This is a genomic window from Rhodococcus sp. AZ1 (genome assembly GCF_054979605.1).
Genome location: NZ_JBUEQF010000009.1, coordinates 87621 through 109751, shown reverse-complemented (window position 1 = coordinate 109751; position 22131 = coordinate 87621). Strand labels below are relative to the sequence as shown.

21 protein-coding genes are annotated in these 22131 nt (G+C 68.9%); 13 read left to right on the top strand and 8 right to left on the bottom strand.

The annotated features are described in order from the left end of the window. Positions 1–54 precede the first annotated feature (54 nt). Positions 55–201 carry a hypothetical protein gene (locus ACY48E_RS12820; protein WP_462872583.1) on the top strand — a complete coding sequence of 49 codons (147 nt, stop codon included), beginning with the start codon at positions 55–57 and terminating at the stop codon, positions 199–201. Positions 202–226: 25 nt separating this feature from the next. Continuing rightward, positions 227–676, top strand: coding sequence for a hypothetical protein (locus tag ACY48E_RS12815; RefSeq protein WP_462872582.1), 450 nt, complete (start codon positions 227–229; stop codon positions 674–676). Here ACY48E_RS12815 and ACY48E_RS12810 read toward each other — a convergent pair. From ACY48E_RS12810 to ACY48E_RS12800, 3 genes are read right to left on the bottom strand one after another with little or no spacing between them, the layout of a single operon-like run. Beyond that, entirely contained in the window at positions 673–1386 is a 714-nt protein-coding gene (locus ACY48E_RS12810; protein WP_462872581.1) for a uracil-DNA glycosylase, read from the bottom strand. The genes ACY48E_RS12815 and ACY48E_RS12810 overlap by 4 nt on opposite strands. Continuing rightward, complete coding sequence (locus ACY48E_RS12805) at positions 1383–2918, bottom strand: PH domain-containing protein (protein ID WP_462872580.1); 1536 nt, start codon at positions 2916–2918, stop codon at positions 1383–1385. The genes ACY48E_RS12810 and ACY48E_RS12805 overlap by 4 nt, the downstream gene beginning before the upstream one ends. Continuing rightward, positions 2915–3424: a PH domain-containing protein gene (locus ACY48E_RS12800; RefSeq protein WP_462872579.1), complete on the bottom strand. Its 510-nt coding sequence runs from the start codon at positions 3422–3424 to the stop codon at positions 2915–2917. The genes ACY48E_RS12805 and ACY48E_RS12800 overlap by 4 nt, the downstream gene beginning before the upstream one ends. A gap of 161 nt (positions 3425–3585) precedes the next feature. Here ACY48E_RS12800 and ACY48E_RS12795 point away from each other — a divergent pair, with 161 nt between their 5' ends. The 6 genes from ACY48E_RS12795 to ACY48E_RS12770 are packed head-to-tail and all read left to right on the top strand — an operon-like array spanning position 3586 to position 10440. Further along, positions 3586–6147: a bifunctional FO biosynthesis protein CofGH gene (locus ACY48E_RS12795; RefSeq protein ID WP_462872578.1), complete on the top strand. Its 2562-nt coding sequence runs from the start codon at positions 3586–3588 to the stop codon at positions 6145–6147. Further along, positions 6144–6977: a hypothetical protein gene (locus ACY48E_RS12790; RefSeq protein ID WP_462872577.1), complete on the top strand. Its 834-nt coding sequence runs from the start codon at positions 6144–6146 to the stop codon at positions 6975–6977. Before ACY48E_RS12795 ends, ACY48E_RS12790 begins: the two co-directional genes overlap by 4 nt. 11 nt (positions 6978–6988) lie before the next feature. Further along, entirely contained in the window at positions 6989–7312 is a 324-nt protein-coding gene (gene fdxA, locus ACY48E_RS12785) for a ferredoxin (RefSeq protein ID WP_462872576.1), read from the top strand. Positions 7313–7322: 10 nt separating this feature from the next. Beyond that, complete coding sequence (gene dapC / locus ACY48E_RS12780) at positions 7323–8432, top strand: succinyldiaminopimelate transaminase (RefSeq protein ID WP_462872575.1); 1110 nt, start codon at positions 7323–7325, stop codon at positions 8430–8432. A 36-nt stretch (positions 8433–8468) separates the two neighbouring features. Continuing rightward, positions 8469–9005: a DUF6584 family protein gene (locus ACY48E_RS12775; protein ID WP_462872574.1), complete on the top strand. Its 537-nt coding sequence runs from the start codon at positions 8469–8471 to the stop codon at positions 9003–9005. 19 nt (positions 9006–9024) lie between these two features. After that, positions 9025–10440 carry an acyl-CoA synthetase gene (locus ACY48E_RS12770; RefSeq protein WP_462872573.1) on the top strand — a complete coding sequence of 472 codons (1416 nt, stop codon included), beginning with the start codon at positions 9025–9027 and terminating at the stop codon, positions 10438–10440. Positions 10441–10465: 25 nt separating this feature from the next. On the opposite strand, the gene ACY48E_RS12765 is transcribed toward ACY48E_RS12770, so the two are convergent. The 4 genes from ACY48E_RS12765 to ACY48E_RS12750 all read right to left on the bottom strand — a co-directional run bounded on the left by ACY48E_RS12765 (position 10466) and on the right by ACY48E_RS12750 (position 15646). After that, positions 10466–11233 (bottom strand): hypothetical protein, encoded by a 768-nt coding sequence (locus ACY48E_RS12765; RefSeq protein ID WP_462872572.1) that lies wholly within the window; start codon positions 11231–11233, stop codon positions 10466–10468. A 96-nt stretch (positions 11234–11329) separates the two neighbouring features. Beyond that, positions 11330–12928 carry an HNH endonuclease gene (locus ACY48E_RS12760; protein ID WP_462872571.1) on the bottom strand — a complete coding sequence of 533 codons (1599 nt, stop codon included), beginning with the start codon at positions 12926–12928 and terminating at the stop codon, positions 11330–11332. A 190-nt stretch (positions 12929–13118) separates the two neighbouring features. Continuing rightward, on the bottom strand, positions 13119–14750 hold the full coding sequence (locus ACY48E_RS12755; protein WP_462872570.1) for an acyl-CoA dehydrogenase family protein: 1632 nt from the start codon (positions 14748–14750) through the stop codon (positions 13119–13121). Between the two features lie 80 nt (positions 14751–14830). Then, positions 14831–15646, bottom strand: a complete 816-nt coding sequence (locus ACY48E_RS12750; RefSeq protein WP_462872569.1) for a bacteriorhodopsin-like — start codon at positions 15644–15646, stop codon at positions 14831–14833. A 255-nt stretch (positions 15647–15901) separates the two neighbouring features. On the opposite strand from ACY48E_RS12750, the gene ACY48E_RS12745 reads away from it, so the two are divergent. Further along, on the top strand, positions 15902–16798 hold the full coding sequence (locus tag ACY48E_RS12745) for a beta-carotene 15,15'-dioxygenase, Brp/Blh family (protein ID WP_462872568.1): 897 nt from the start codon (positions 15902–15904) through the stop codon (positions 16796–16798). Here the strand turns inward: ACY48E_RS12745 and dapD are convergent. Beyond that, positions 16781–17731 carry a 2,3,4,5-tetrahydropyridine-2,6-dicarboxylate N-succinyltransferase gene (dapD, locus tag ACY48E_RS12740; RefSeq protein ID WP_462872567.1) on the bottom strand — a complete coding sequence of 317 codons (951 nt, stop codon included), beginning with the start codon at positions 17729–17731 and terminating at the stop codon, positions 16781–16783. The genes ACY48E_RS12745 and dapD overlap by 18 nt on opposite strands. A 51-nt stretch (positions 17732–17782) precedes the next feature. On the opposite strand from dapD, the gene dapE reads away from it, so the two are divergent. The 4 genes from dapE (at position 17783) to ACY48E_RS12720 (ending at position 22049) form a co-directional block, all read left to right on the top strand. Continuing rightward, positions 17783–18874, top strand: coding sequence for a succinyl-diaminopimelate desuccinylase (gene dapE / locus ACY48E_RS12735; protein ID WP_462872566.1), 1092 nt, complete (start codon positions 17783–17785; stop codon positions 18872–18874). A 22-nt stretch (positions 18875–18896) separates the two neighbouring features. Beyond that, on the top strand, positions 18897–19658 hold the full coding sequence (locus tag ACY48E_RS12730) for an LOG family protein (protein WP_462872565.1): 762 nt from the start codon (positions 18897–18899) through the stop codon (positions 19656–19658). Then, positions 19655–20209 carry an LOG family protein gene (locus ACY48E_RS12725; RefSeq protein WP_462872564.1) on the top strand — a complete coding sequence of 185 codons (555 nt, stop codon included), beginning with the start codon at positions 19655–19657 and terminating at the stop codon, positions 20207–20209. Before ACY48E_RS12730 ends, ACY48E_RS12725 begins: the two co-directional genes overlap by 4 nt. 64 nt (positions 20210–20273) lie before the next feature. Continuing rightward, on the top strand, positions 20274–22049 hold the full coding sequence (locus tag ACY48E_RS12720; protein WP_462872562.1) for a long-chain-acyl-CoA synthetase: 1776 nt from the start codon (positions 20274–20276) through the stop codon (positions 22047–22049). Positions 22050–22131 lie beyond the last annotated feature (82 nt).

Genomic DNA, 22131 nt, shown 5'->3' with positions numbered 1-22131 from the left:
TCACCGATCGACGCCATGCGTCGCCGGCCGGAACGAACCTGAGGAGCTTGCTCGATGTCTTTCCTGGAACTGCTCGGCCAACTGCTGAACCCGTTCAAGGCGCCCTGGGTGGATGTTCCCGCTCTGTACAACGCGACGGTGCACGCCTTCGCCATCGATGCCAGCAACTTCCTGGTCACGCTGGGTTTCCCGAAGCGCTGATCCCGGTATTCGCGGGGGGTCGATCGTGACGCTTCCCGGCTCCACACCGCTGCCGGACGCCACTGCGGTCGCTCGCGCGCGCGGAGTCCTGCGCAGCGTCGACGTGGCCACTCTCGCCGCCCTGACCTTCGACGGGTTCCTCTGCGCCGTTCTGGCGGTGCTGTTCCTGCCGCTGTACGTGGGCAGTACCGCTCTCCCGATCAGCGCGCTCCTCGCGGGAGTGGCCAACGTGGTGTTGCTGCGGGCCGCGGGGCGGGTGTCGGGCAGCGCCGCCGGTAGCGCGCTCCCGCTCATCGGTTTCGCGGTGGGGTTCTTCCTCTGCACGCTCGGCGGCCCCGGCGGCGACGCGCTGGTGCTCTCCGACTGGCGCACCCTGCTGCTGATCATCGGCGGCATGGGTCCACCGGCGGCGCTGCTGATCACCGCGCGCGTGCGCGCGCTCGGAAACCTCACCGGCCCGGCCTCGAAGGTCTAGGGCCCGTCGAGTCCCGCCGCCCGGGCCGCGGCGCCGAGCACGTCCTCGAGCATCGCCGGGGTCAATCGGCCGGTGAAGGTGTTCTGCTGGCTCACGTGGTAGCACCCGAACAGAGCCACCGGCGCGCGACCGCGGACAGCGGGTCGAAGGTCCACGCGCACACCGTGTCCGAACTTCGGCCGCGGGGTCGGCACCACCCATCCGGCCTCGGCCAACACCGGCAGCAGCGCCTGCCAGCCGAACCCACCGAGGACCACCACGGACCGCAGTGTAGGAGCGAGGATGTCGAGTTCACGCAGCAGGAACGGTCGACAGCGATCGCGCTCGTCGGGCGTCGGTTTGTTCTCGGGCGGCGCGCAGTGCACGGGGGCGGAGATGCGGGTGCCGATCGGTTCGGTGCCGTCGGTTCGGCTCACGGACATCGGTGCGGTGGCCAGACCCACGGCGTGCAAGGCCGCGAACAGCACGTCGCCGCTGCGGTCGCCGGTGAACATCCTGCCGGTCCGGTTGGCGCCGTGCGCGGCGGGCGCCAGACCCACCACCAGCAACGCCGCGTCCGCCGGTCCGAAGCCGGGAACCGCTCGGCCCCAATAGTTCTCGTCGACGTAGGCGGCTCGCCTGGTCGCCGCGACGTGCTCGCGCCAGGACACCAGTCGCGGGCAGGCTCGGCACGCCGCGACGTCGCGATCGAGCGCCCGCAGGCGACTCACCCGCGACGGGCCCACACGTCGCCCGATCCCGGTCTGGCCGCCTCGACGATCGACCAGGCATCGCCGACAGGTACGTCCACGATGTCGTAGTGGCCCCGACCGGCGCCGGTGGTCGCGATCACGGTGGCCACCCCCGCCCGTCGCTGAAAGAAGCTCTGCCGCACCGTCCAACCGACGATTCCCGCGGCGTCGACAACGTGGCGACGACGCTCGAGAGAACCCGACGAGGCCACCAGGGTGCCCGGCTCCACGCCGTGCCCGAGCCCTCGATAGCGGTCGACGGCCAACACGAGTGCGACGGCCGCCGCGCCGGCGAGTACCACCGCGATCCACCACGGGAGGTCGGCGAGAGCTGCCCAGATCGCGGTGGCGCCTGCCAGGATCAGCACGGGCAGCAGCGCGCGGGTGATCCTGCGGCGCAGGGCGATCGGTCCGTGCGAGATCAGGTCGCCGGTCAGTGCCATCGGCCCGCGTCGCAACACGTTCGAACCCACCCGCACCACATCGGTGCGAGGTGCGGCCGGCAACAGCAGTGACGACTCGTTGCCCTCGGCGCTGACGCCGGTCATGATCGCCTCGAGCCGCGCACCTCTGGCCAGGCGCAGCAGTATCGATGCGCGCATCGTCACCCCGCGCAGGCGCCCACGATCGAGCGAGACCGCCCGCGTACGCAGCAACCCGTGGCCCACGTGCAGGCTGTGCCCGTCGTCGGTGAGCCGGAAGTTGCCATAGGTGAGCACGTAGTGGATCGCGGCGACCAGGCTCGCCCCCGCGATCACGATCACCACCGCCACCGCGATGGTCGCCGCGATTCCCAGGCGATCGGCCGTCGCGTTGACCGCCGACTCCGCCCCCGACTTCTCGAGGTCGTCCCAGATCCCGGCCTGCGAGGCCAGACCTGCGGCGCCGACGAAGACGGCGAGGCCGGTCGTCGACAGGGGAGCGAACCGCACCCATGAGAAGCGGAAGCCGGACATCTCCGGTCCTGCCGCGCCGCGCGGCGGGACCGGGGTCACGAGCGACGGTTCGTGCGCCGCAGAGGATCCGGGGTCGGGTTCGGTGAGGGCCGCGCGGGAGAGCAGTTCGGCGCGCAGAGCGTCGATGCTGCGGGTGGCGATGCCGTTGAGTTCGATATGGCCCGGTCCGTCCTTGGACGCCTGCTGCCCTGTGCCGATGCGGACGATGGACAGTCCCAGCAGACGGTGCATCACGGTCGCTTCGACGTCGACGCTACGAACTCGGCTGCGCGGGATCGACGTGGTGGTCCGGCGCACGATGCCGGCGCGCATCTCGATGCGCTCGTCCCCGATGCGGTAGGTGGTGCTGAGCCAGCGTCCGATCGCGACGAACACCAGCACGACCGCCACGATGATCCCGGAGAGGTGATTGCCGCTCGCCGACCCGGCGAAGATGGCCACCAGCAGCACCGGGAGCAGGCGGATCGCCTCGCGCACCGGGTGGATCGCGAGCATCCGGGCGTCCAGGCGCAACCAGGGCGGTTCGGCGGCGGCGCCCGGGACCGGCGCGGTCATGTCGCGTCGCCGCGCATCGCAGCGGCGGCGCGCGTGAGGTGGGCAACCACATCGTCGGCCACGGCCCGGTCGAGGGCGGTGATGGTGATGTTGCCCGCGGACGACGCGGTGGTGACGGTGACCGTGGACAGATCGAGCATCCGTTCCAGCGGGCCACGCGCGGTGTCGACGGTCTGCACGCGCGAGAGCGGGGCGATGCGACTCTCCTGCGTCAGCCATCCCGAGCGCGTGTAGACGGCGGTGTCGCTGATGTCCCAGCGGTGAACCCGGTAGCGCCACCGTGGCACCGCGACGATGTGCACGACGGCGAGCGCGACCGTGATCACCAGGACCAGCAGGTGCACACCGGCAACCGGCCCGGTGGGATCGTCGCGCAGGTTCCCGTCGAACACGGCCCACACGATCTGCGCCAGGAGGACGGGCAGCCACAGCGCGACCGCGCCGATGGTCCAGAGGGTTCGCGCACGCGGGCTCGGCAGGCGGGTCGGTTCCACCATCGTGACCATGGGCAAGAAACCTAGCCCGCACTCGGCGCCGCGTCGAGACAGCACCTACCGGGTGGCAGTGACACCGTTGCCCCGGGTGGCAGTGACAGCGTTGCCCCGGGTGGCAGTGACACCGTTGCCCCGGGTGGCAGGGGGTGCGGGCGACGGCGCATGATCGACCTGTGACATTGCTGCCCGACCCTGCTCTTCCAGCCAAGCCCGCACCGTCCGATTCCGCGCCACCGTCCGAGTCCGCACTGCGGCGTGCCCTGCGTCGCGCACGCGACGGTGTGGCGCTCAACGTGGACGAGGCGACGGTACTTCTGCACGCGCGCGGGCCGGCCCTGGACGATCTGTGCGCGAGCGCAGCCCGGGTACGCGACGCGGGCCTGCTCGCCGAGGGACGACCGAACACGGTGACCTACTCGCGCAAGGTGTTCGTCCCGGTCACCCGTCTGTGCCGCGACAGCTGTCACTACTGCACGTTCGTCACGGTGCCCGGCAAGTTGCGCGCCGCCGGTCACGGCATGTTCCTCGAGCCCGACGAGATTCTCGACATCGCTCGGCGCGGCGCCGAACTGGGGTGCAAGGAGGCCCTGCTGACCCTCGGTGATCGTCCGGAGGACCGCTGGCCCGAGGCCGCCGAGTGGTTGGACTCGCGGGGGTACGACTCCACGCTCGACTACGTGCGCGCGATGTCCATCCGGATCCTCGAGGAGACCGGACTGCTGCCGCACCTGAACCCCGGAGTGATGAGTTGGGAGGAACTCTCTCGCCTGCAGCCGGTGGCACCGTCGATGGGGATGATGCTCGAGACCACCTCGCGTCGGCTGTTCGAGGAGAAGGGCCGGGCGCACTACGGCAGTCCGGACAAGGACCCTGCCGTGCGGCTGCGCGCGCTCACCGACGCCGGCCGCCTGTCGATTCCCTTCACCACGGGCATTCTGGTCGGCATCGGGGAGAGCCTGCGCGAGCGGGCGGAGTCGATCATGGCGATCCGCTCGGTCCACCGCGCGTTCGGGCACGTGCAGGAGGTGATCGTGCAGAACTTCCTGGCCAAGTCCGATACCGCCATGCGGTCGGTGCCCGACGCCGGTCTCGAGGAGTTCCGCGCCACGATCGCCGTTGCCCGCCTGCTTCTCGGGCCGGCGATGCGTGTGCAGGCACCGCCGAACCTCGTCGCCGCCGACGAGTGCGCCGCGCTCCTGGCATCCGGGGTGGACGACTGGGGTGGGGTGTCGCCTCTGACGCCCGATCACGTGAACCCCGAACGCCCCTGGCCGAACCTCGATTCGCTCGCGGCCATCTCGGCCGATGCGGGCTTCACACTCGTCGAACGTATTGCCGCGCAACCGAAGTACGTTCTGGCCGGGTCCCCGTGGATCGATCCTCGAATCGCCGCGCACGTGGCGGCGCTCGCCGATCCGGCGACCGGGCTCGCGCGGGCCGACGTGGTGGCGACCGGGTTGCCGTGGCAGGAACCCGACGAGGTGTGGCAGTCCACCGGCCGGGTCGACCTGAACACCGAGATCGACACCGCTGGGCGCAACACCGACACCCGCTCGGACATCGCGTCGGCGTTCGGTGACTGGGATTCGGTGCGCGAGCAGGTTGCCGCTCTCTCGACGCTCACCCCGGTCGATCGGGACGTCGCCGCGGCCCTGCGCCGCGCCGAAGCAGACCCCGGCGGTCTCTCCGACGAGGACTACCTCGCCCTCGCGACGGCCGACGGGCCCGCGCTCGACGCCGTCGCCGCATTCGCCGACCAGCTGCGTCGAGACGTCGTCGGCGACGATGTGACGTACGTGATCAACAGGAACATCAACTTCACGAACATCTGCTACACGGGATGCCGATTCTGCGCGTTCGCCCAGCGCAAGGGCGACGCCGATGCCTTCTCGCTCTCGACCACCGAGGTTGCCGACCGCGCGTGGGAGGCGCACGTTCTCGGCGCGACCGAGGTGTGCATGCAGGGCGGGATCGATCCGGAGTTGCCGGTCACCGGGTACGCGGACCTGGTGCGTGCGGTCAAGGCTCGGGTGCCGTCGATGCACGTGCACGCGTTCTCCCCGATGGAGATCGTCAACGGTGCGTCCCGCGGAGGCCAGAGTGTGCGCGACTGGCTCACCGCTCTGCGCGAGGCAGGTCTGGACACCATCCCCGGCACCGCCGCGGAGATCCTCGACGACGAGGTGCGCTGGGTGCTGACCAAGGGCAAGTTGCCCACGGCCACCTGGGTGGACGTGGTGACCACCGCTCACGAGGTGGGCCTGCGATCGAGCTCGACCATGATGTACGGCCACGTCGACAACCCGTCGCACTGGGTGTCACATCTGAACGTGCTCAAGGGCATCCAGGACCGCACCGGGGGATTCACCGAGTTCGTGCCGCTGCCGTTCGTGCATCAGAGTTCGCCGCTGTACCTCGCCGGTGCGGCCCGGCCGGGGCCGACTCAGCGCGACAACCGGGCCGTCCACGCCCTGGCCCGGATCATGCTGCACGGTCGAATCCCGAACATTCAGACCTCCTGGGTCAAACTCGGAATCACGGGTACACGCGTGATGTTGACCGGGGGAGCGAACGATCTCGGCGGTACGTTGATGGAGGAGACCATCTCGCGCATGGCCGGTTCACAGCACGGCTCGGAGAAGACCGTCGCCGAACTCGTGGACATTGCGGCCGGCATCGGGCGGCGCGCCGTCCAGCGCAGTACCGCCTACACCGAGAGGAACAGTGCTGCGTGAGCAAGGACTATCTGGGCGACGACGCCGTCGCCGCTGTGCTGACCGCTGCCGTGAGGGTGATCACCCCGATGATCGAGGTGCTCGCCGAGAGTGATCCGCTGGGGCTCAAGGAGCGAACCCACCGTCTCGCGAGTGTCGACTCCTCGCTCGCCGACCGTGCGCGCGATGCCGCGACGGACAGGGCCCGCGACATGCTCGCATCGGTGTTCGACGCGGTGGAGAGCCCGGGAACCCATGCGTGGGAGCAACTCACCGTCGATCAGCGGGTGTCCTGGTGGGTCAAGCGCGTCGGCGGCATCACCACCATCGCCGTGGCGTTCCCCGGCATGTTCGGGGTGCTCGCCCGTCGTCTTCCGGTGGGTGATCTTCTCGGATTCGCGAACCAGGCCATCGTCCTCGTCGCGGTCGCGCGCGTGTACGGGGTCACCGAGCGCGACGACCACGTCCGGCTGCTCGCGTCGGTGCTGTGCAATCGGCAGCTCTCGCCGCGAACGGCCGAGCAGGCCGTGGAGAAATCGCTCGAGGACGGCGCATCGACCGAGGTGGCCCCGCGTTCGGCGCGATCACCGTTCTGGGTGCTCTCGACGCTGTGGTCGGTGACCAGGATCCTGCGCGCGGTGGCCGACGAACTGGTCAAGCGACCCCGCAGCCGCACGCTCTACCGGTGGCTCGGTAATCTTCCCGTGGTCGGGGCGATCGCCGGGTACTTCGGTGAGCGTGACGCCCTCGAGAGGGCGGCCAAGCTCGGTCGGCGATGGATCGAGGGCCAGGGCCTCGCCCGCACGTCGACACCCCGGCGAACCACCTTCGTCAACGCTCGGAAAGGGTAAGGAGACCCGCAGTGACCTACACCATCGCAGAGCCCTGCGTCGACGTTCTCGACAAGGCGTGCATCGAGGAGTGCCCGGTCGACTGCATCTACGAGGGCGCTCGGATGCTCTACATCCACCCCGACGAGTGCGTGGACTGCGGTGCCTGCGAACCGGTGTGCCCGGTCGAGGCCATCTTCTACGAGGACGACGTTCCCGATCAGTGGTCGGCGTACGTCAGCGCCAACGTCGATTTCTTCGACGAACTCGGCTCTCCCGGTGGCGCCGCCAAGGTCGGGCGCACCGAGCACGATCCGGCGTTCATCAAGGCGCTGCCGCCCATGGCCGAGAACTGACGGCACCGACATGAGCCTGCGTGTGCCGCGCGCGTCCGGGCTTCCGGATTTTCCGTGGGACTCGCTCGCAGGCGCCAAGAAGACCGCCTCGGCGCATCCGGACGGGTTGGTCGACCTGTCGGTGGGAACACCCGTCGATCCCGTCGCTCCGGTGATTCGCGATGCTCTCGCGGCGGCCTCCGATGTGCCCGGCTACCCCGCCACCGTGGGGACACCGGCGTTGCGTGCCGCCGCGGCGGCGGCATTGAAACGGCGACACGGCATCGTCGGGCTCGACGAGGCCATGATCCTGCCGTCGATCGGCACCAAGGAGACCATCGCCTGGCTGCCGTTCCTGCTCGGGCTCGGCGCCGGCGACACCGTGGTGATCCCGGAGCTCGCCTACCCCACGTACGAGGTGGCGGCTCTGCTGGCGGGCGCCACCATCGCGCGCGCCGACGGGTTGGCTCAGCTGGGACCGACGTCGCCGGCCCTGATCTTCGTGAACTCACCGTCGAACCCCACCGGGCGTGTTCTGGGTGTACCGCACTTGCGCAAGGTGGTCGAGTGGGCACGCGAGCGGGGTGCCATCGTGGTCTCGGACGAGTGCTACCTCGGGTTGAGTTGGACCGGGCCCGCATACTCGGTGCTCGATCCCGCGGTGTGCGACGGCGACATGACCGGGCTGCTGGCCGTGCACTCGCTGTCGAAGACCTCGAATCTCGCCAGCTACCGTGCCGGGTTCGTGGCCGGCGATCGAGCCCTGATCGCGGAGTTGCTCGAGGTGCGCAAGCACGCGGGAATGATGATGCCCTACCCGGTGCAGGTCGCCATGACCGCGGCACTGACCGACGACGCGCACGCCCGCGATCAACGTGAGATCTACCGGCGGCGACGCGAGGTGCTGCACGCAGCGGTGACCGCGGCCGGCTTCACCGTCGACCACTCCGAGGCCGGGCTCTACCTGTGGGTGAGCAGCGGTCGGTCGTGCCGGAGCACGGTCGACTGGTTCGCCGAGCGCGGGATCCTGGTCGCTCCCGGCGAGTTCTACGGCCCGGCCGGCGCCCAACACGTGCGCATCGCCCTCACCGCCACCGATGAGCGGATTGCGGCGGCCGCCGCCCGGCTCGGCTCTGCGTGACGTCCACCCCGCTCGGCGCTCGTTAGACTCCCTGCCGTGAGTGTGGTCGATCGAGCGCAGGAGGACATCGCGCGGGGCGAGCCGTGGCTGGCGCGCAACCGATTGGCCGCGCTGCTCGAACAGGACCCGTCGTCGCAGGCGGCGCTGGACATGCTGGCGTACGCGCACCTGGCCATGGACGACCTCCCGTCGGCCGGTGCGGCCTGGTTCCTCACCGCCCGGCCCGACGACGATCCGCACATCAAACCTGCTCTCGATGCCCTCGCATCGGCGTACCCCGATCCGCTGGTGCTGGCCCGATCGCTGCCCATCCACGGGCCGTCGGCCGCGTATCCACCAGCTGCGCGCGGGCGGTTGGCCGTGCTCGAGTCGCGCATCCGTGCCGGTGGCCAGGAGTGGGAACCACCCGGTGAGGTGCACTTCTTCGAGCAGGACGGCGTCGACGTGGAGGCTTTCCGCGAGTGGCCCGCCACCGTTGCCCAGCCGCGCTCCGGCGTTCGCGTCGTCGCCGCCATACTCGTGGTCGTGATGCTGACCGGCGCCGTTGCCGCCGTGGTCGCGCTGCTGCTGTGACCCGTGCGACGATCGCAGGGTGCTGCTGCGGTCGCTGAACTCCTACACCGTCGCCCGCGGGGACGACATCGAGAACGCCGTCACCTTCCTCGGTCAGAACGAGGTGTCCACCCGCCTCTCGCGCAGCGACATCATCGGTGCCGCCACGTCGGTGGCCGAACGCATCGCTCGCGCGTCCCGCGTGGCCGTCCTCGCCGAGCCGACGCCCCGCACCGTCATCGCCATCGTGGGCTGCCTGATCGCCGGGGTTCCCGTGGTGCCCGTTCCGCCGGACTGCGGACGCGCCGAACTCGACCACATCCTCGCCGACTCCGGAGCGCAGGCCTGGTTGGGAGTCGCGCCCCAACACGACCGATCGTTGCCCGTGGTGCCGGTGCGTCTGCACGCCCGCTCGTGGCACAGTTACCCCGAACCCGCGCCCGAGTCCACCGCCTTCGTCCTCTACACCTCCGGTACCACCGGGCCTCCGAAGGGTGTGGTGCTCAGTCGACGCGCTGTGGCCGCCGGCCTCGACGCGGTGATCGACGCCTGGGCCTGGACCGCGAGAGACGTTCTGGTCCATGGACTTCCGCTCTTCCACGTGCACGGTCTGATCCTGGGTCTGCTCGGTCCGCTGAGAGTGGGAAGCCCCGTGGTCCACACCGTCACACCCACGCCGACCAACTACGCCCGCGCCCGCGGCACCATGTACTTCGGGGTGCCGACGGTGTGGTCGCGCATCGCCGCCGATCCCGAGTCCGCGCGGGCTCTGTCCCATGCGCGTCTGCTGATCTCCGGGAGCGCGCCCCTGCCTGCACCGGTGTTCCATGCGATCGCCGACCTCACCGGTCTGGCCCCCGTCGAGCGCTACGGCATGAGCGAAACGCTCATCACCGTCAGCACCCGCGCCGAAGGTGAGCGCCGCCCCGGCTGGGTCGGCGTCCCCGTTCGCGGTGTCTCCACTCGCCTGCGTACCGAGGACGGGGAGGACGTGCCCCACGACGGGGAGAGCATCGGCCGCCTCGAGGTGCGCGGCGCCCAACTGTTCGACGGGTACCTCGGTAGAGACGATGCCACCGCCGACTCCTTCACCGACGACGGCTGGTTCATCACCGGCGACGTCGCTCGGATCGATGCCGGCGGGTTCCACGCCATCGTGGGCAGGGAGTCGACCGACCTGATCAAGAGCGGTGGCTACCGGATCGGTGCGGGCGAGATCGAGACCTCGCTTCTCGGTCACCCGAGCGTGTCCGAGGTCGCCGTCGTCGGGTTGCCCGACAGCGATCTCGGCCAACGCATCGTCGCCTTCGTGGTCGGCACGGACGTCAGCGAGGAGGACCTCATCGCTCACGTCGCTGCTGAACTCTCGAACCACAAGAGGCCGAGGGAAATTCGCGTCGTCGACGCCCTTCCCCGCAATGCGATGGGGAAGGTGCAGAAGACGCGCCTCTCCTGATCGGGGTGCCCCGGACCGGGCGGGCTCAGTAGCCGTGGTGGTAGGTCATCTCCGACGAATCGACGGTGAGGTTGTCCAGGGGATCGGTGATGTGCTCGGTGACGGCGCCGGTGGTGTCGTAGACGTGGTCGTCGTCGACATCGGTGTACTGGGTGTCGAATACCCCGTCGAAATCGGTGTCCCGCACCTCGATGTTGGCGGTTCCGTCTCCGTCGGTGTCGATGAGGCGCTCGTCCATGATCCCGTCGCCGTTGGTGTCGATGCTCGTGACGTCGGTGGTGCCGTCGTTGTTCATGTCCCAGATGAACGTGTCGACCTTGCCGTCGCCGTCGGTGTCCTGAGCCTGCACACTCATGCCGTCGACCTCACCGGTGTAGTACCCACCGGTCGAGGTGTCGGTGGAGTGGCTGTGGGAGTGCGAGTCGGTCGAGTACGGGGTGGTCGAGTGCGAGTCGGTGGAGTGAGGGCTGGTGGAGTTCGAGTTCGATGAGGTGCCGCTGACGCCGGGGACCCCCGTCGGGATGGTGAGGCTGCCGTATCCGGTGTGGCCGTCGGACATCGAGTTCAAGTCCATGGACGTGCTCTCGGAGTCGTCGACGATGCCGTCACCGTTGTAGTCCGTGTACCGCACGTCGCCGACGCCGTCTCCGTTGATGTCGACGACCACGGCGTCGACGCGGCCATCGCCATCGTCGTCGAAACCCTCGACGTCGGTGCGTCCGTCGCCGTTGGTGTCCTCGAGAATGATGTCGTTGCGACCGTCGGAGTCGGAGTCGATGTTCTTGGTGCTCATGGCGTGTTCCCTGTCGGTTGGTCCGCCTGATCCGGCGGGTCTGTGTGGCTTACACGGACTTGGATGCGGCCGGAAGGGTGAATGTTCCCGCCGTGGTCAGGACCCCATCGGCATGGGTAGCGGGGGCGCGGTGCTCGTGTAGCGATGCCCGGGCGTGGTGATGGTGATGGCGTGCGGTTCGGCGGTGTTGGTGCCGGGGGTGTGTGTCAGGCCCGATGCGTCCTTGACGAGGTTGCAGGTGACGCACAGACCCGCGCTGTTGACGACGCTGGTGGCGCCACCGCGCGAGTGGGGAACCGTGTGGTCGTGGTGAGCGATCGGGTTGCCGCAGTACGGAGTTCGGCACACGCCGCCGTCACGCAGATCGATCAGCGTCGCCAGGGCGGCGGGGAACGTGCGGGTGCGGGAGCGGGTGGCGGTGAGTGCTCCGGTGGTCGGGCAGGCGTAGACCATGCGCAGTGCGGTGGTGGCCTTCTCCTGCGCCAGAGCTGCGTTGCGCGCCGACAGGTCGGCGAGGTGACCGACGAGCTCGCTGATCACCTCCGTGAGTTGGTCCGGATCGGTCGGGTCCAGAGCAGGCCGCACCTGCGGAGGATCCTGCTGTGGCGATGACCCGGGTGGCGGCCGGTATCGGCGTCCGGTGACCGGCGGAATGTCCGCGAGCATGGCCTCGCGTGCGGCGGCGCCGTAATCGCCGGGAACGGGTATCGGCCGATCGCCGTCGGCGACGACGGGAACCGGTGGTGGCGGCTCGACCGGGGGCTCCGAGTGGGTGCGCAGGCTGTCGGCGACGAGCCGGCGCGCCAGAGGTGCGGGGATGGTGGTGCCGTCGCCGAGTCGAGCCGCCTCGCGCCCGCCGGCCAGGAGTGTGCGGTCGGAGACCACCAGGTTCACCGTGGTGGGCACCGATGCGGCGATCGACTGGCCCGTCAGGCGGGTGACGGCGAGGTCGGTGAGGATGTGCGCGCGGGTGCGGCCGGTGTCGTCACCGCGGGCGACGAGCTGCGCGGCACGCGTGTTCAGCGATCCCATGATGTGCGCGCACTGCTCCACGGGAACAGTGATCGAGAGCCGCGCCATGCCGTCGGGCAGCGGGCGAGAGGTCACACGTCGACCCGTCACCGCGGCGTCGCGTCGAGCCAGGACCGCGTCGGCATCGATCTCGGCGACCCACGCGGCCATCAGCTCACGAATCTGCCTGGTGGACGCGCCGACCAGGAGGTCGACACGCTGGGCGATGCGGGCGTCGAGGACCGCGCACCCATCGGGGTTCAGCACCGCGCTGGCGTCGGCGATCACGTGTGCCCGCTCTGCGGTGAGCACGCCGCGATCGAGGAGATCCCACACCGCCGGGAGCGAGGTCATCACCCGACGTGAGCGTGTGATCGCTCGCGTGCCGCTGCTCGCAGATTCCTTGCAGGCCAGCCCGACAACCATGGCCAACCCGGCAGCGCGGCGCGGTCGAGTCGGGACCCGCGTTCCGTCGCTGCGTTCCCGCTCGGCGACTGCCTGCGCGACATCAGCGGCCTCGGCGACCGTGTGCAGTGCGGCGATCACCGCCATCTGCTGCGCTGCGATCGCGGCGGCGGCTCGCTCGAGGCCTGCCAACCGCCGCTCCAGTGCCCCCGCGGACAAACCCGTGATGGCGTCGACAGGCCCGAGAGCTGCCCGAACGGACTCCGCCACCCCCGTCACCGAACACCCCCGTCACCGAACACCCCCGTCACCGAACACCCCCGACACCGAACACCCCCGACACGTCTCGCCCCGACATCTAGCCGGGCCCCCGGACCTACCGCGTCAGCCTACCACATATTCGAACGTATGTGCGATCAAGTTTGGGTTTCCGAATGCTTGCACCGAGTCGGCGCGGACCCACCCATCCTCACACCTTCGGCGCCCCCCGTTCGATGATGGCGGCGGTGTCCACACCGACGGGGAGGGTGCCGTAGACGTTGCCCCAGTCACCGCCGAGTCGGCTGCGGGTGAAGGCGTCCGACACCGCAGGGTGCCCGTATCGCACGAGCAGGGCGCCCTGCAGGGTCAACGCCATCGTGCCGACCACCGTGCGCGCCCGGTGTTCGATCTCGTCGAGGTTGCCCATCGACACCTTCAGCGCGGCGACGGACGCATCGAGATGCGCATCGGCACCCGCTGCGGCGTCGAGCTCGTCGAAGAACGCCGTCACCGACTCCGGCTGTCGAGCCATGGCCCGCAACGTGTCCAGCGCCGCCACATTGCCCGAGCCCTCCCAGATCGACAGCAGCGGAGCCTCCCGATACAGCCGGGGCATGCGCGACTGCTCGACGTATCCGTTGCCGCCCAGGCACTCGAGGGCTTCGGCGGCGTGCGCGGGACCGCGCTTGCACACGAAGTACTTGCTCACGGCCAAGCCGACACGACGCAGGGCCGCGGCCTGCTCGTCCCCACCGACGACTCGGTCGGTCAGCGCCGCCAGCCACAGACCGACCAGGGTCGACGCCTCGGCCTCGATTGCCAGGTCCGCCAACACGTTTCGCATCAGCGGCTGGTCGACGAGCGATCGACCGAACGCGCTGCGGTAGCGGGCGTGATGGATCGCGTGCGCTGTCCCGGTGCGCATCCCCGTCGCCGATCCGAGTGTGCAGTCCAGGCGCGTCAGGTTCACCATCTCGATGATGGTGCGCACCCCCCGCCCTTCTTCGCCCACCAACCATGCTGTCGCGCTGTCGTATTCGACCTCGCCGCTGGCGTTGGAGCGGTTGCCCAGCTTGTCCTTGAGGCGTTGGATCGCCATCGAGTTGCGGGTGCCGTCGGGCAGGATACGGGGGAGCAGGAAGCACGAGAGCCCACCGGGTGCCTGCGCGAGCACCAGCAGGATGTCCGACATCGGGGCCGAGGTGAACCATTTGTGCCCGGTGATCCGGTACGTGCCGTCGGGTTGCGGCGCAGCCGTCGTGGTGTTGGCCCGGACATCGGAGCCGCCCTGCTTCTCCGTCATCGACATCCCGGCGATCAGACCGGTCTTCGACAGAGCCGGTCGCTGCGATGGGTCGTACTCGGCAGAGGTGAGCAGGGGCTCGTACTGCGCCGCGAGATCGGGCTGGGCCCGCAACGCCGTAACAACGGCGTAGGTCATCGAGATCGGGCATCCGTGCCCGGCGTCGACGGTGCCCCAGATGCTCGACCGGGCCGCGCGGATCAGGTGCGCGTGCGGTGACGGGTCGGCCCACGGGGCGGCATGCAACCCGAGTTCTACTGCGGTACGCATCAACTGGTGATAGGCCGGGTCGTAGGTCACCTCGTCGATTCGATTGCCGTACCGATCGTGTGTGTGGAGCACCGGAGGATGCGATTCGGCGAGGTCGGCCCACTCGTGCGCCTGAGCGGACCCGGCCAGGCGGCCCACGCGGTGCAGATCGGCAACGGTGTGGCCGGCGCCTTCGCGTTCGAGGGTCTCGAGGACGACGGGGCAGTCCGCGACGTCGTGGTTCAGAAGTGGTGGGACCTGGTTGAACACACGGTGAGTGCTGGTCATCGGACCAGGTTACGGACACACGAGGGCGCCCCACGGCGGATTGGTGATCCGGCGTGGGGCGCCCTGGTCGCGCGCGGTGATCAGGCCCGGGCAGGGACCGGTTCGTCGTGCTCTTCCTGCTTCGCGAACTCCGGATCGTCCGCGAAGGACTTCAGTCGGGCGATCCGGTAGATCAGCAGACCGTAGAGGCACTTGGCCAGGATGTCCGCGATGGAGTAACCCACCTGCTTGCCCACCCAGGCGTCGGCACCGTCGAGGCCGAACACCGGGATGAGGTACGCGATGGGGTACACACCCCACGTGGCCAGCAGCAGGATGCGCATCCGCGAGACGATCGAGCGCACCTCCGACGGCTGACGATCGAGCGACTTGGTGAGCTCGACGAACAGCACGTACAGGATATAGAGGAACGGAATGGTGGACAGGGTTCCCCAGATCAGGCGCACTGTGGTGTCACCGCTGAGCTCGCCCGGGTAGCCCAGCGCGATCATCAGGGCGGAGGCCGGGATGAGACGCACGAGCAGGGACCGCTGCAGCTTGCGCGCCAGGGCCAGGACGACGATGAGTTCGACGAGCAGCAGCGGCACCGTCAGCAGCCAGTCCACGTACCGGTAGCCCTCGTTGAAGGACGCGCCGGGTGCCTGGGTGTAGGTGCCCTTGCCGCCGAGAGCTTCCGTGGTGAAGGCGTGCTTGAAGGAGTCGAAGATGCGGAAGTAGTGGTACGCGGCGATGCCACACACGATGGCCGAGAAGATCAGGGCCTGGCGGTACCGGGCCAGCACTCGTGGCTGCGCCACGAGCAGGAATATCGCCGTGAACAGCTGGCTGGCGATCACCAGGGAGAACACGTTGTACACAGTGTCGAACTGACCCTGTGTGAGCGAATCGGGAATCACGAGATACCTCCAAGGGCGTGGTGGGTGGAGCCCTGTGTGGTTGGCCCACCCGTTTCGTGCCGGCCGGATCGAGGTCGGTAGTAGCGAGTATTGCGCTTGTGGCGCAGCATGAATCGTCCTGCGCATGATTGACCGACTAATTGTGACAATGCTGAGCAGAATGCAAATTAGTTTATCTGATCGTTATAACCGTTCGGCGACGAGCCCGCCGTATTCGCAATCTGAAGCGACCACATGTTCCGAATGCTCGCCATGATGTCCGCAGCCGCTCACGTCTCCCGCGGGGTCGCTCTCGCCGCACTCGGACTGTCCACCGCAGCCCATGCGCTGGGCGTGTCCGACGGCGTCGACGCGGCTCTGATCGCGACAGGAATTCTGGCCGGAATCCCGCACGGCGCAGTCGATCACCGGGTGGCGTCCCCGCTCTACGGACGGTCGCTGGCGACCGTGACGATCGCCTACGCTGCAACAGCTGTGATCGCCTGGGCCGCACTGGAATTCGTGGGAGCACCGGCTCTCGTCGCCGTTCTCCTGCTCAGCGTCCTGCACTTCGGCGCGGGCGAGGTGGAGACGGCGCGGACGCTGTACCTGCCGAATCCCGGCCAAGCCCGTGCCCTGGCGATCGGGGTCGCCGGCACCGGCGCGTTGATCCTGCCCCTCGCTCGCGGTGGCGAACAAATTCGCAGCGTGGCGGCATCACTCGATCCGAACCTGGCGGAGCTGCTCGCCAATCCTGTTGTGCGGGCGGGCGCCGTGTGTATCTGGGCCATTGCTGCTGTGGCCGTGCTGATCACGGCCGCACGCCACGGCAGCGCCGGGCTGGCGGCAGACGTCGTGGTGATCGCGCTGTTGGGGCTGTTCGCCCCGCCGTTGGTCGCCTTCGCCGTCTGGTTCGGCGGGTGGCACGCGGTGCGACACACGGCACGACTGGTCGAACTGCGGCCCGGTACCTTCGTGCGCGACGCGGCGGCCCCGACGGCAGCGGCGTTGGTGTTCCTGGGCGTGGTGATCGCTCTGGTCGACGCGGCTCCCGACACCTGGTCGGCGGTGGGGTCGGCGCTACTGGTTCTGCTGGCCCTGACCACCCCGCACATGGTGGTGGTGATGGCGATGGACCGCGCCGACCGCGCGCGATCAGTCGTTCGCGTGTAAGGCCGCGTTGAGTTCGACTCCCGTGCCCTTCCACGGCACCACCTCCACCGCGCCGCTCACCGAGTTGCGCCGGAAGAGAATGTTGCTGCGGCCACTGAGCTCGGCGGCCTTGACCGTGGTGCCATCGGGTCCGGTGACCTTGGTGCCGGCCGTGACGTAGAGGCCGGCCTCGATCACACAGTCGTCACCGAGGGAGATGCCCAGACCGGCGTTGGCGCCGAGCAGGCACCGCTCGCCGACGGAGATCACCGCCTTGCCGCCGCCCGAGAGCGTGCCCATGATCGAGGCGCCTCCGCCGACATCGGACCCGTCGCCGACCACGACACCGGCCGAGATGCGGCCCTCCACCATGGAGTTGCCGAGCGTGCCGGCGTTGAAGTTCACGAATCCTTCGTGCATCACCGTCGTTCCCGACGCCAGGTGGGCGCCCAGGCGCACGCGGTCCGCATCACCGATTCGCACGCCGCTCGGGACCACGTAGTCGACCAGGCGCGGGAACTTGTCGACGCCGAACACCGTGACGTGACCGCGGGCGCGCAACCGAGCGCGAGTGGCCTCGAAGCCCTCCACCGAAGCCGGCCCGAAGTTGGTCCAGACCACGTTGGTGAGCAGGCCGAAGACCCCGTCGAGGTTCGCCCCGTGCGGGGCGACGAGTCGGTGGCTGAGCAGATGCAGGCGCAGGTAGGCGTCGTGAGCGTCGACGGGGGCGGCGTCGAGCGAGGCGATGGAGGTGCGCACCGCGACGATGTCGAGATCGCGCGCGTCGTCGTGGCCGATCAGCTGAGCCAGGTGCGCCGGAACATCGGCACCCTCGAGGTGGACGGTGCCGGTCTCGGCGGTCTCGACGAGCTCCGGTTCGGGGAACCAGGTGTCGAGCACCGTTCCGGATGTGGTGATGTGGGCTAGTCCGACTGCCGATGCTCCTGTGGTCACGGCAGTGATCGTAACGGCCGGGCCGACGCGCTCGCCCGTACCATTCGAGCCATGAGTGCACCTGTTCGTCTGGACCTGCACGCCGACCCGATCGATCTCGCCGCCGCGCTGGTGGACACCCCCAGCGTCTCGCGCGAGGAGGCAGCGCTCGCCGACGCCGTCGAGCACGCCCTGCGGACCCAGACCAACGGATTCGAGGTGATTCGGTCGGGCAACGCCGTTCTGGCGCGGACCCGGCGCGGGCTCGGGCGTCGGGTGATTCTCGCCGGACACCTCGACACCGTCCCGATCGCCGACAACGTGCCCAGCCGCCGCACCGTCACCGACGACGAGGGTGAGGTGCTGCACGGGTGCGGCACCGTGGACATGAAGTCCGGGGACGCGGTGTTCCTGCACCTGGCGGCCACCATCGCGAACCCGACGGCGGAGATCACCGTGATCATGTACGACTGCGAGGAGATCGACGCGAGCGCCAACGGCCTCGGTCGCATCCAGGCCGAGCTGCCCGACTGGATGGCCGGCGATGTGGCGATCCTCGGTGAGCCCTCGGGTGGGTATATCGAGGCAGGCTGCCAGGGAACGCTACGGGTTCGCCTGCGCGCGTCCGGAATTCGTGCTCACTCGGCTCGATCCTGGTTGGGCGAGAACGCCGTTCACAAACTCGGTCCCCTCTTCGGGCGCCTGGCCGACTACGTCCCGCGCACGGTCGAGATCGACGGGTGCATCTATCGTGAAGGGCTCCAGGCGGTTCGGGTGAGCGGTGGCGTCGCCGGCAACGTGGTTCCCGACGACGCATGGGTGGACGTCAACTTCCGATTCGCCCCCGATCGGTCGCTCGAGCAGGCCACCGCGCACGTCCGCGAGGTGACGGCCGGTCTCGACCTGAGTTTCGAGGTCACCGACGGCTCACCCGGCGCTCTGCCCGGCCTCGGCACCCCCGCGGCGGCGGAACTGGTGGCCGCAGCCGATGGACAGTTCCGCGCGAAGTACGGCTGGACCGATGTGAGCCGGTTCTCGGCTCTGGGAATCCCGGCCGTCAACTACGGCCCGGGTGATCCGAACCTCGCGCACACTCGCGACGAGCGGGTGCCCGTCCGGCAGATCAGCGCCGTCACCGACGTGCTGCGGCGCTACCTGTCCTGACCCCCGGATTACTGTGAGCGCCATGCCGGAGCAATCGCACAGTCGTCGTGAACCTGCTCGCCGGGGTGAGGTGTTCCGCGGCGCGGTGGTCGATCGTCGTGGATGCCCACCAGGGCACACCACCACCGATCAGCGACTGCTGGATTCGCAGAACGCGCACGAGTGGTTGCACACCGATCCGTGGCGGGTACTGCGGATCCAGAGCGAGTTCGTCGAAGGATTCGGTGCCCTGGCCGAGGTTCCCGCAGCCGTGACGGTGTTCGGCTCGGCCCGCACCGTCGTCGATTCCGACGACTACCGGACCGGCCGCGATCTCGGCCGGGCACTGGCCACGGCCGGGTACGCGGTGATCACCGGTGGCGGACCCGGTGCCATGGAGTCGGCGAATCGGGGTGCCGCCGATGTCGGAGGCCTCTCGATCGGCCTCGGGATCGAGCTGCCCTTCGAGCAGGGCCTCAACGAGTACGTCGATCTGGGCGTGAACTTCCGCTACTTCTTCGTGCGCAAGACGATGTTCGTGAAGTATTCGCAGGCCTTCGTGTGCCTGCCCGGCGGGTTCGGCACGTTGGACGAGCTGTTCGAAGCGTTGACCCTGGTGCAGACCCACAAGGTCACCCGATTCCCGATCGTCCTGCTCGGGACCGCGTTCTGGGGCGGCCTGCTGACCTGGATCCGCACCACGCTGGTCGAGAGAGGGATGATCTCTCCCGCCGACGTCGAGCTGCTGCACTGCACCGACAGTGTCGACGAGGCGTTGGCATTGATCCTCGAGTCGCGCCGATGAGTGTCGCGGTGTGCGTGTACTGCGCGTCGGGACCGGTGGAGGCCCGCTACCTCGACCTGGCCGCCGCTGTCGGTACCGCGATCGGGCAGCGCGGGTGGACCCTGGTCTCCGGCGGCGGCAACGTCTCGATGATGGGTGCAGTGGCGACCGCGGCGCGGGCTGCCGGTGCGCACACGGTGGGGGTGATCCCCGCCGCGCTCGTAGAACGCGAGGTGGCCGACGTCGAGGCCGACGAGCTGATCGTCACCGACACCATGCGCGCTCGCAAGGCGACGATGGAGGATCGGGCGGACGCATTTCTCACCCTGCCGGGCGGGATCGGCACGCTCGAGGAACTGTTCGAGACCTGGACCGCCGGCTACCTGGGTATGCACGACAAACCCGTGGTGCTGCTCGATCCGGCCGGGCACTTCGCGCCGCTGCTGACGTGGCTCGAGACGCTGGTCTCCACCGGGTTCGTCGGCCGCCGGGCACTGGATCGGCTCGAGATCACCGACGAGGTCGGTGCCGCCCTCGACTTCTGCTCGCGGACGAATCTTACCCGGGAGTAGGGACAGGGCGTTCTCGTAGTACCGTCAGCGGGCGACCCCAGCCTCGGGAAGGACCCCACCGAACATGACCTCCTCGCCTCGCACCACCGTCGGAGTTCTCGACATCGCCTCGCGGTTGCCCGCGATGATCGGCGAGGTACCGGCGCTGCTGCGCGGGGTGCCGGGGTTCCTGCGCAAGCCCGACGACAAGGAGTCGATCGGCCAACTCTTCCAGCGCGTCGCCGCCCGCGTTCCCGACCGTGATTTCCTTCGGTTCGAGGGCAGCTCCATCTCCTATCGTGAGGCGAATCAGCAGGTCAACCGATACGCAGCGGTGCTGACCGCGCGCGGGGTGCGCCGCGGTGACGTGGTGGGGATCCTGGCCAAGAACTCTCCGCGCACACTGCTGGTGGCTCTCGCGACCGTCAAGCTCGGAGCCGCCGCGGGCATGCTCAACTACAACCAGCGCGGCGACGTGCTGGCGCACAGCCTCGGCATCCTCGACAGCCGGGTCCTCGTGGTGGACGAGGACTGCCTCGAGGCCCTGGACTCCCTGGACCAGGCGCCGCCGCAGGAGATCGTCCTGGAGTTCGGCCGGCTCGACGCCGAGGCGGCACCCGCGTCGTCCGCCAACCCGGCCGTCACAGCGCAGATCCAGGCCAAGGAGAAGGCCTTCTACATCTTCACCTCGGGCACCACCGGCATGCCCAAGGCCAGCCTGATGAGCCACTTCCGGTGGTTGAAGTCGATGTCGGGCCTGGGGAGCATGGGCGTGCGGTTGCGCAAGACGGACGTCCTGTACTGCTGCCTGCCGCTCTATCACAACAACGCGTTGACGGTGTCGCTGTCGTCGGTGCTGGCCGGCTCGGCAACCTTCGCCATCGGCAAGCAGTTCTCGGTCTCGCGCTTCTGGGACGACATTCGGCTCAACCGAGCGACCGGTTTCACCTACATCGGTGAACTCTGCCGCTACCTGCTCAACCAGCCGCCGACGGGACGTGACCGCGAGAACGACGTGCGACTGATGGTCGGCAACGGGCTGCGTCCGGAGATCTGGCACGAGTTCACCGAGCGTTTCGGCGTCGAACGCGTCGCCGAGTTCTACGGGGCCAGCGAGTGCAACATCGCCTTCATCAACGCGCTCAACGTCGACCGAACGGCCGGGCTGTGCCCGCTGCCGTACTCGATCGTCGAGTACGACGAGGACACCGGCCGCCCCAAGCGCTATCCCGACGGCCGCCTGCGCAAGGTGGGCAAGGGTGGCGTGGGCCTGCTGCTGTCCAAGGTCACCGACCGCGCCCCGTTCGACGGCTACACCGACCCGGAGGCGTCGAACAAGAAGCTTGTCAAGGACGGATTCGAAGACGGCGACCTGTGGTTCGACACGGGCGACCTGGTGCGTAAGCAGGGCTTCTTGCACGTGGCGTTCGTCGACCGTCTCGGCGACACCTTCCGCTGGAAGGGCGAGAACGTCGCCACGACCCAGGTCGAGGGGGCGATCGGCAACCACGATTCGATCGCCCAGGCCGCGGTGTACGGAGTGGCGATCCCCGGCACCGACGGCAAGGCCGGCATGGCGGCGGTCACCCTGCTCGACGGCGAGAAGTTCGACGGGCACGCACTGGCGGAGGTGGCCTATGCGGGCCTGCCGTCGTACGCGGTGCCGCTGTTCGTGCGGGTGGTGCAGTCGCTCGAGGCCACCTCGACGTTCAAGAGCAAGAAGGTCGAGCTGCGGGCCGAGGGGTACGACACGAGCGCCGAGGGTGACCTCTACGTCCTGCAGGGTCGCGCCGAAGGGTACGTGCCGTTCTACGCCGGCTACATCGACGAGGTTGCGGCCGGCAAGCGCCCCAAGGGTTAGTTCGCCCGCCTTCGGGCACACTGGTGCGGTGATCGTTCCTCGCTTCGAGACCCTGTGTGGCAAACCTGTGGCGACCGATCGC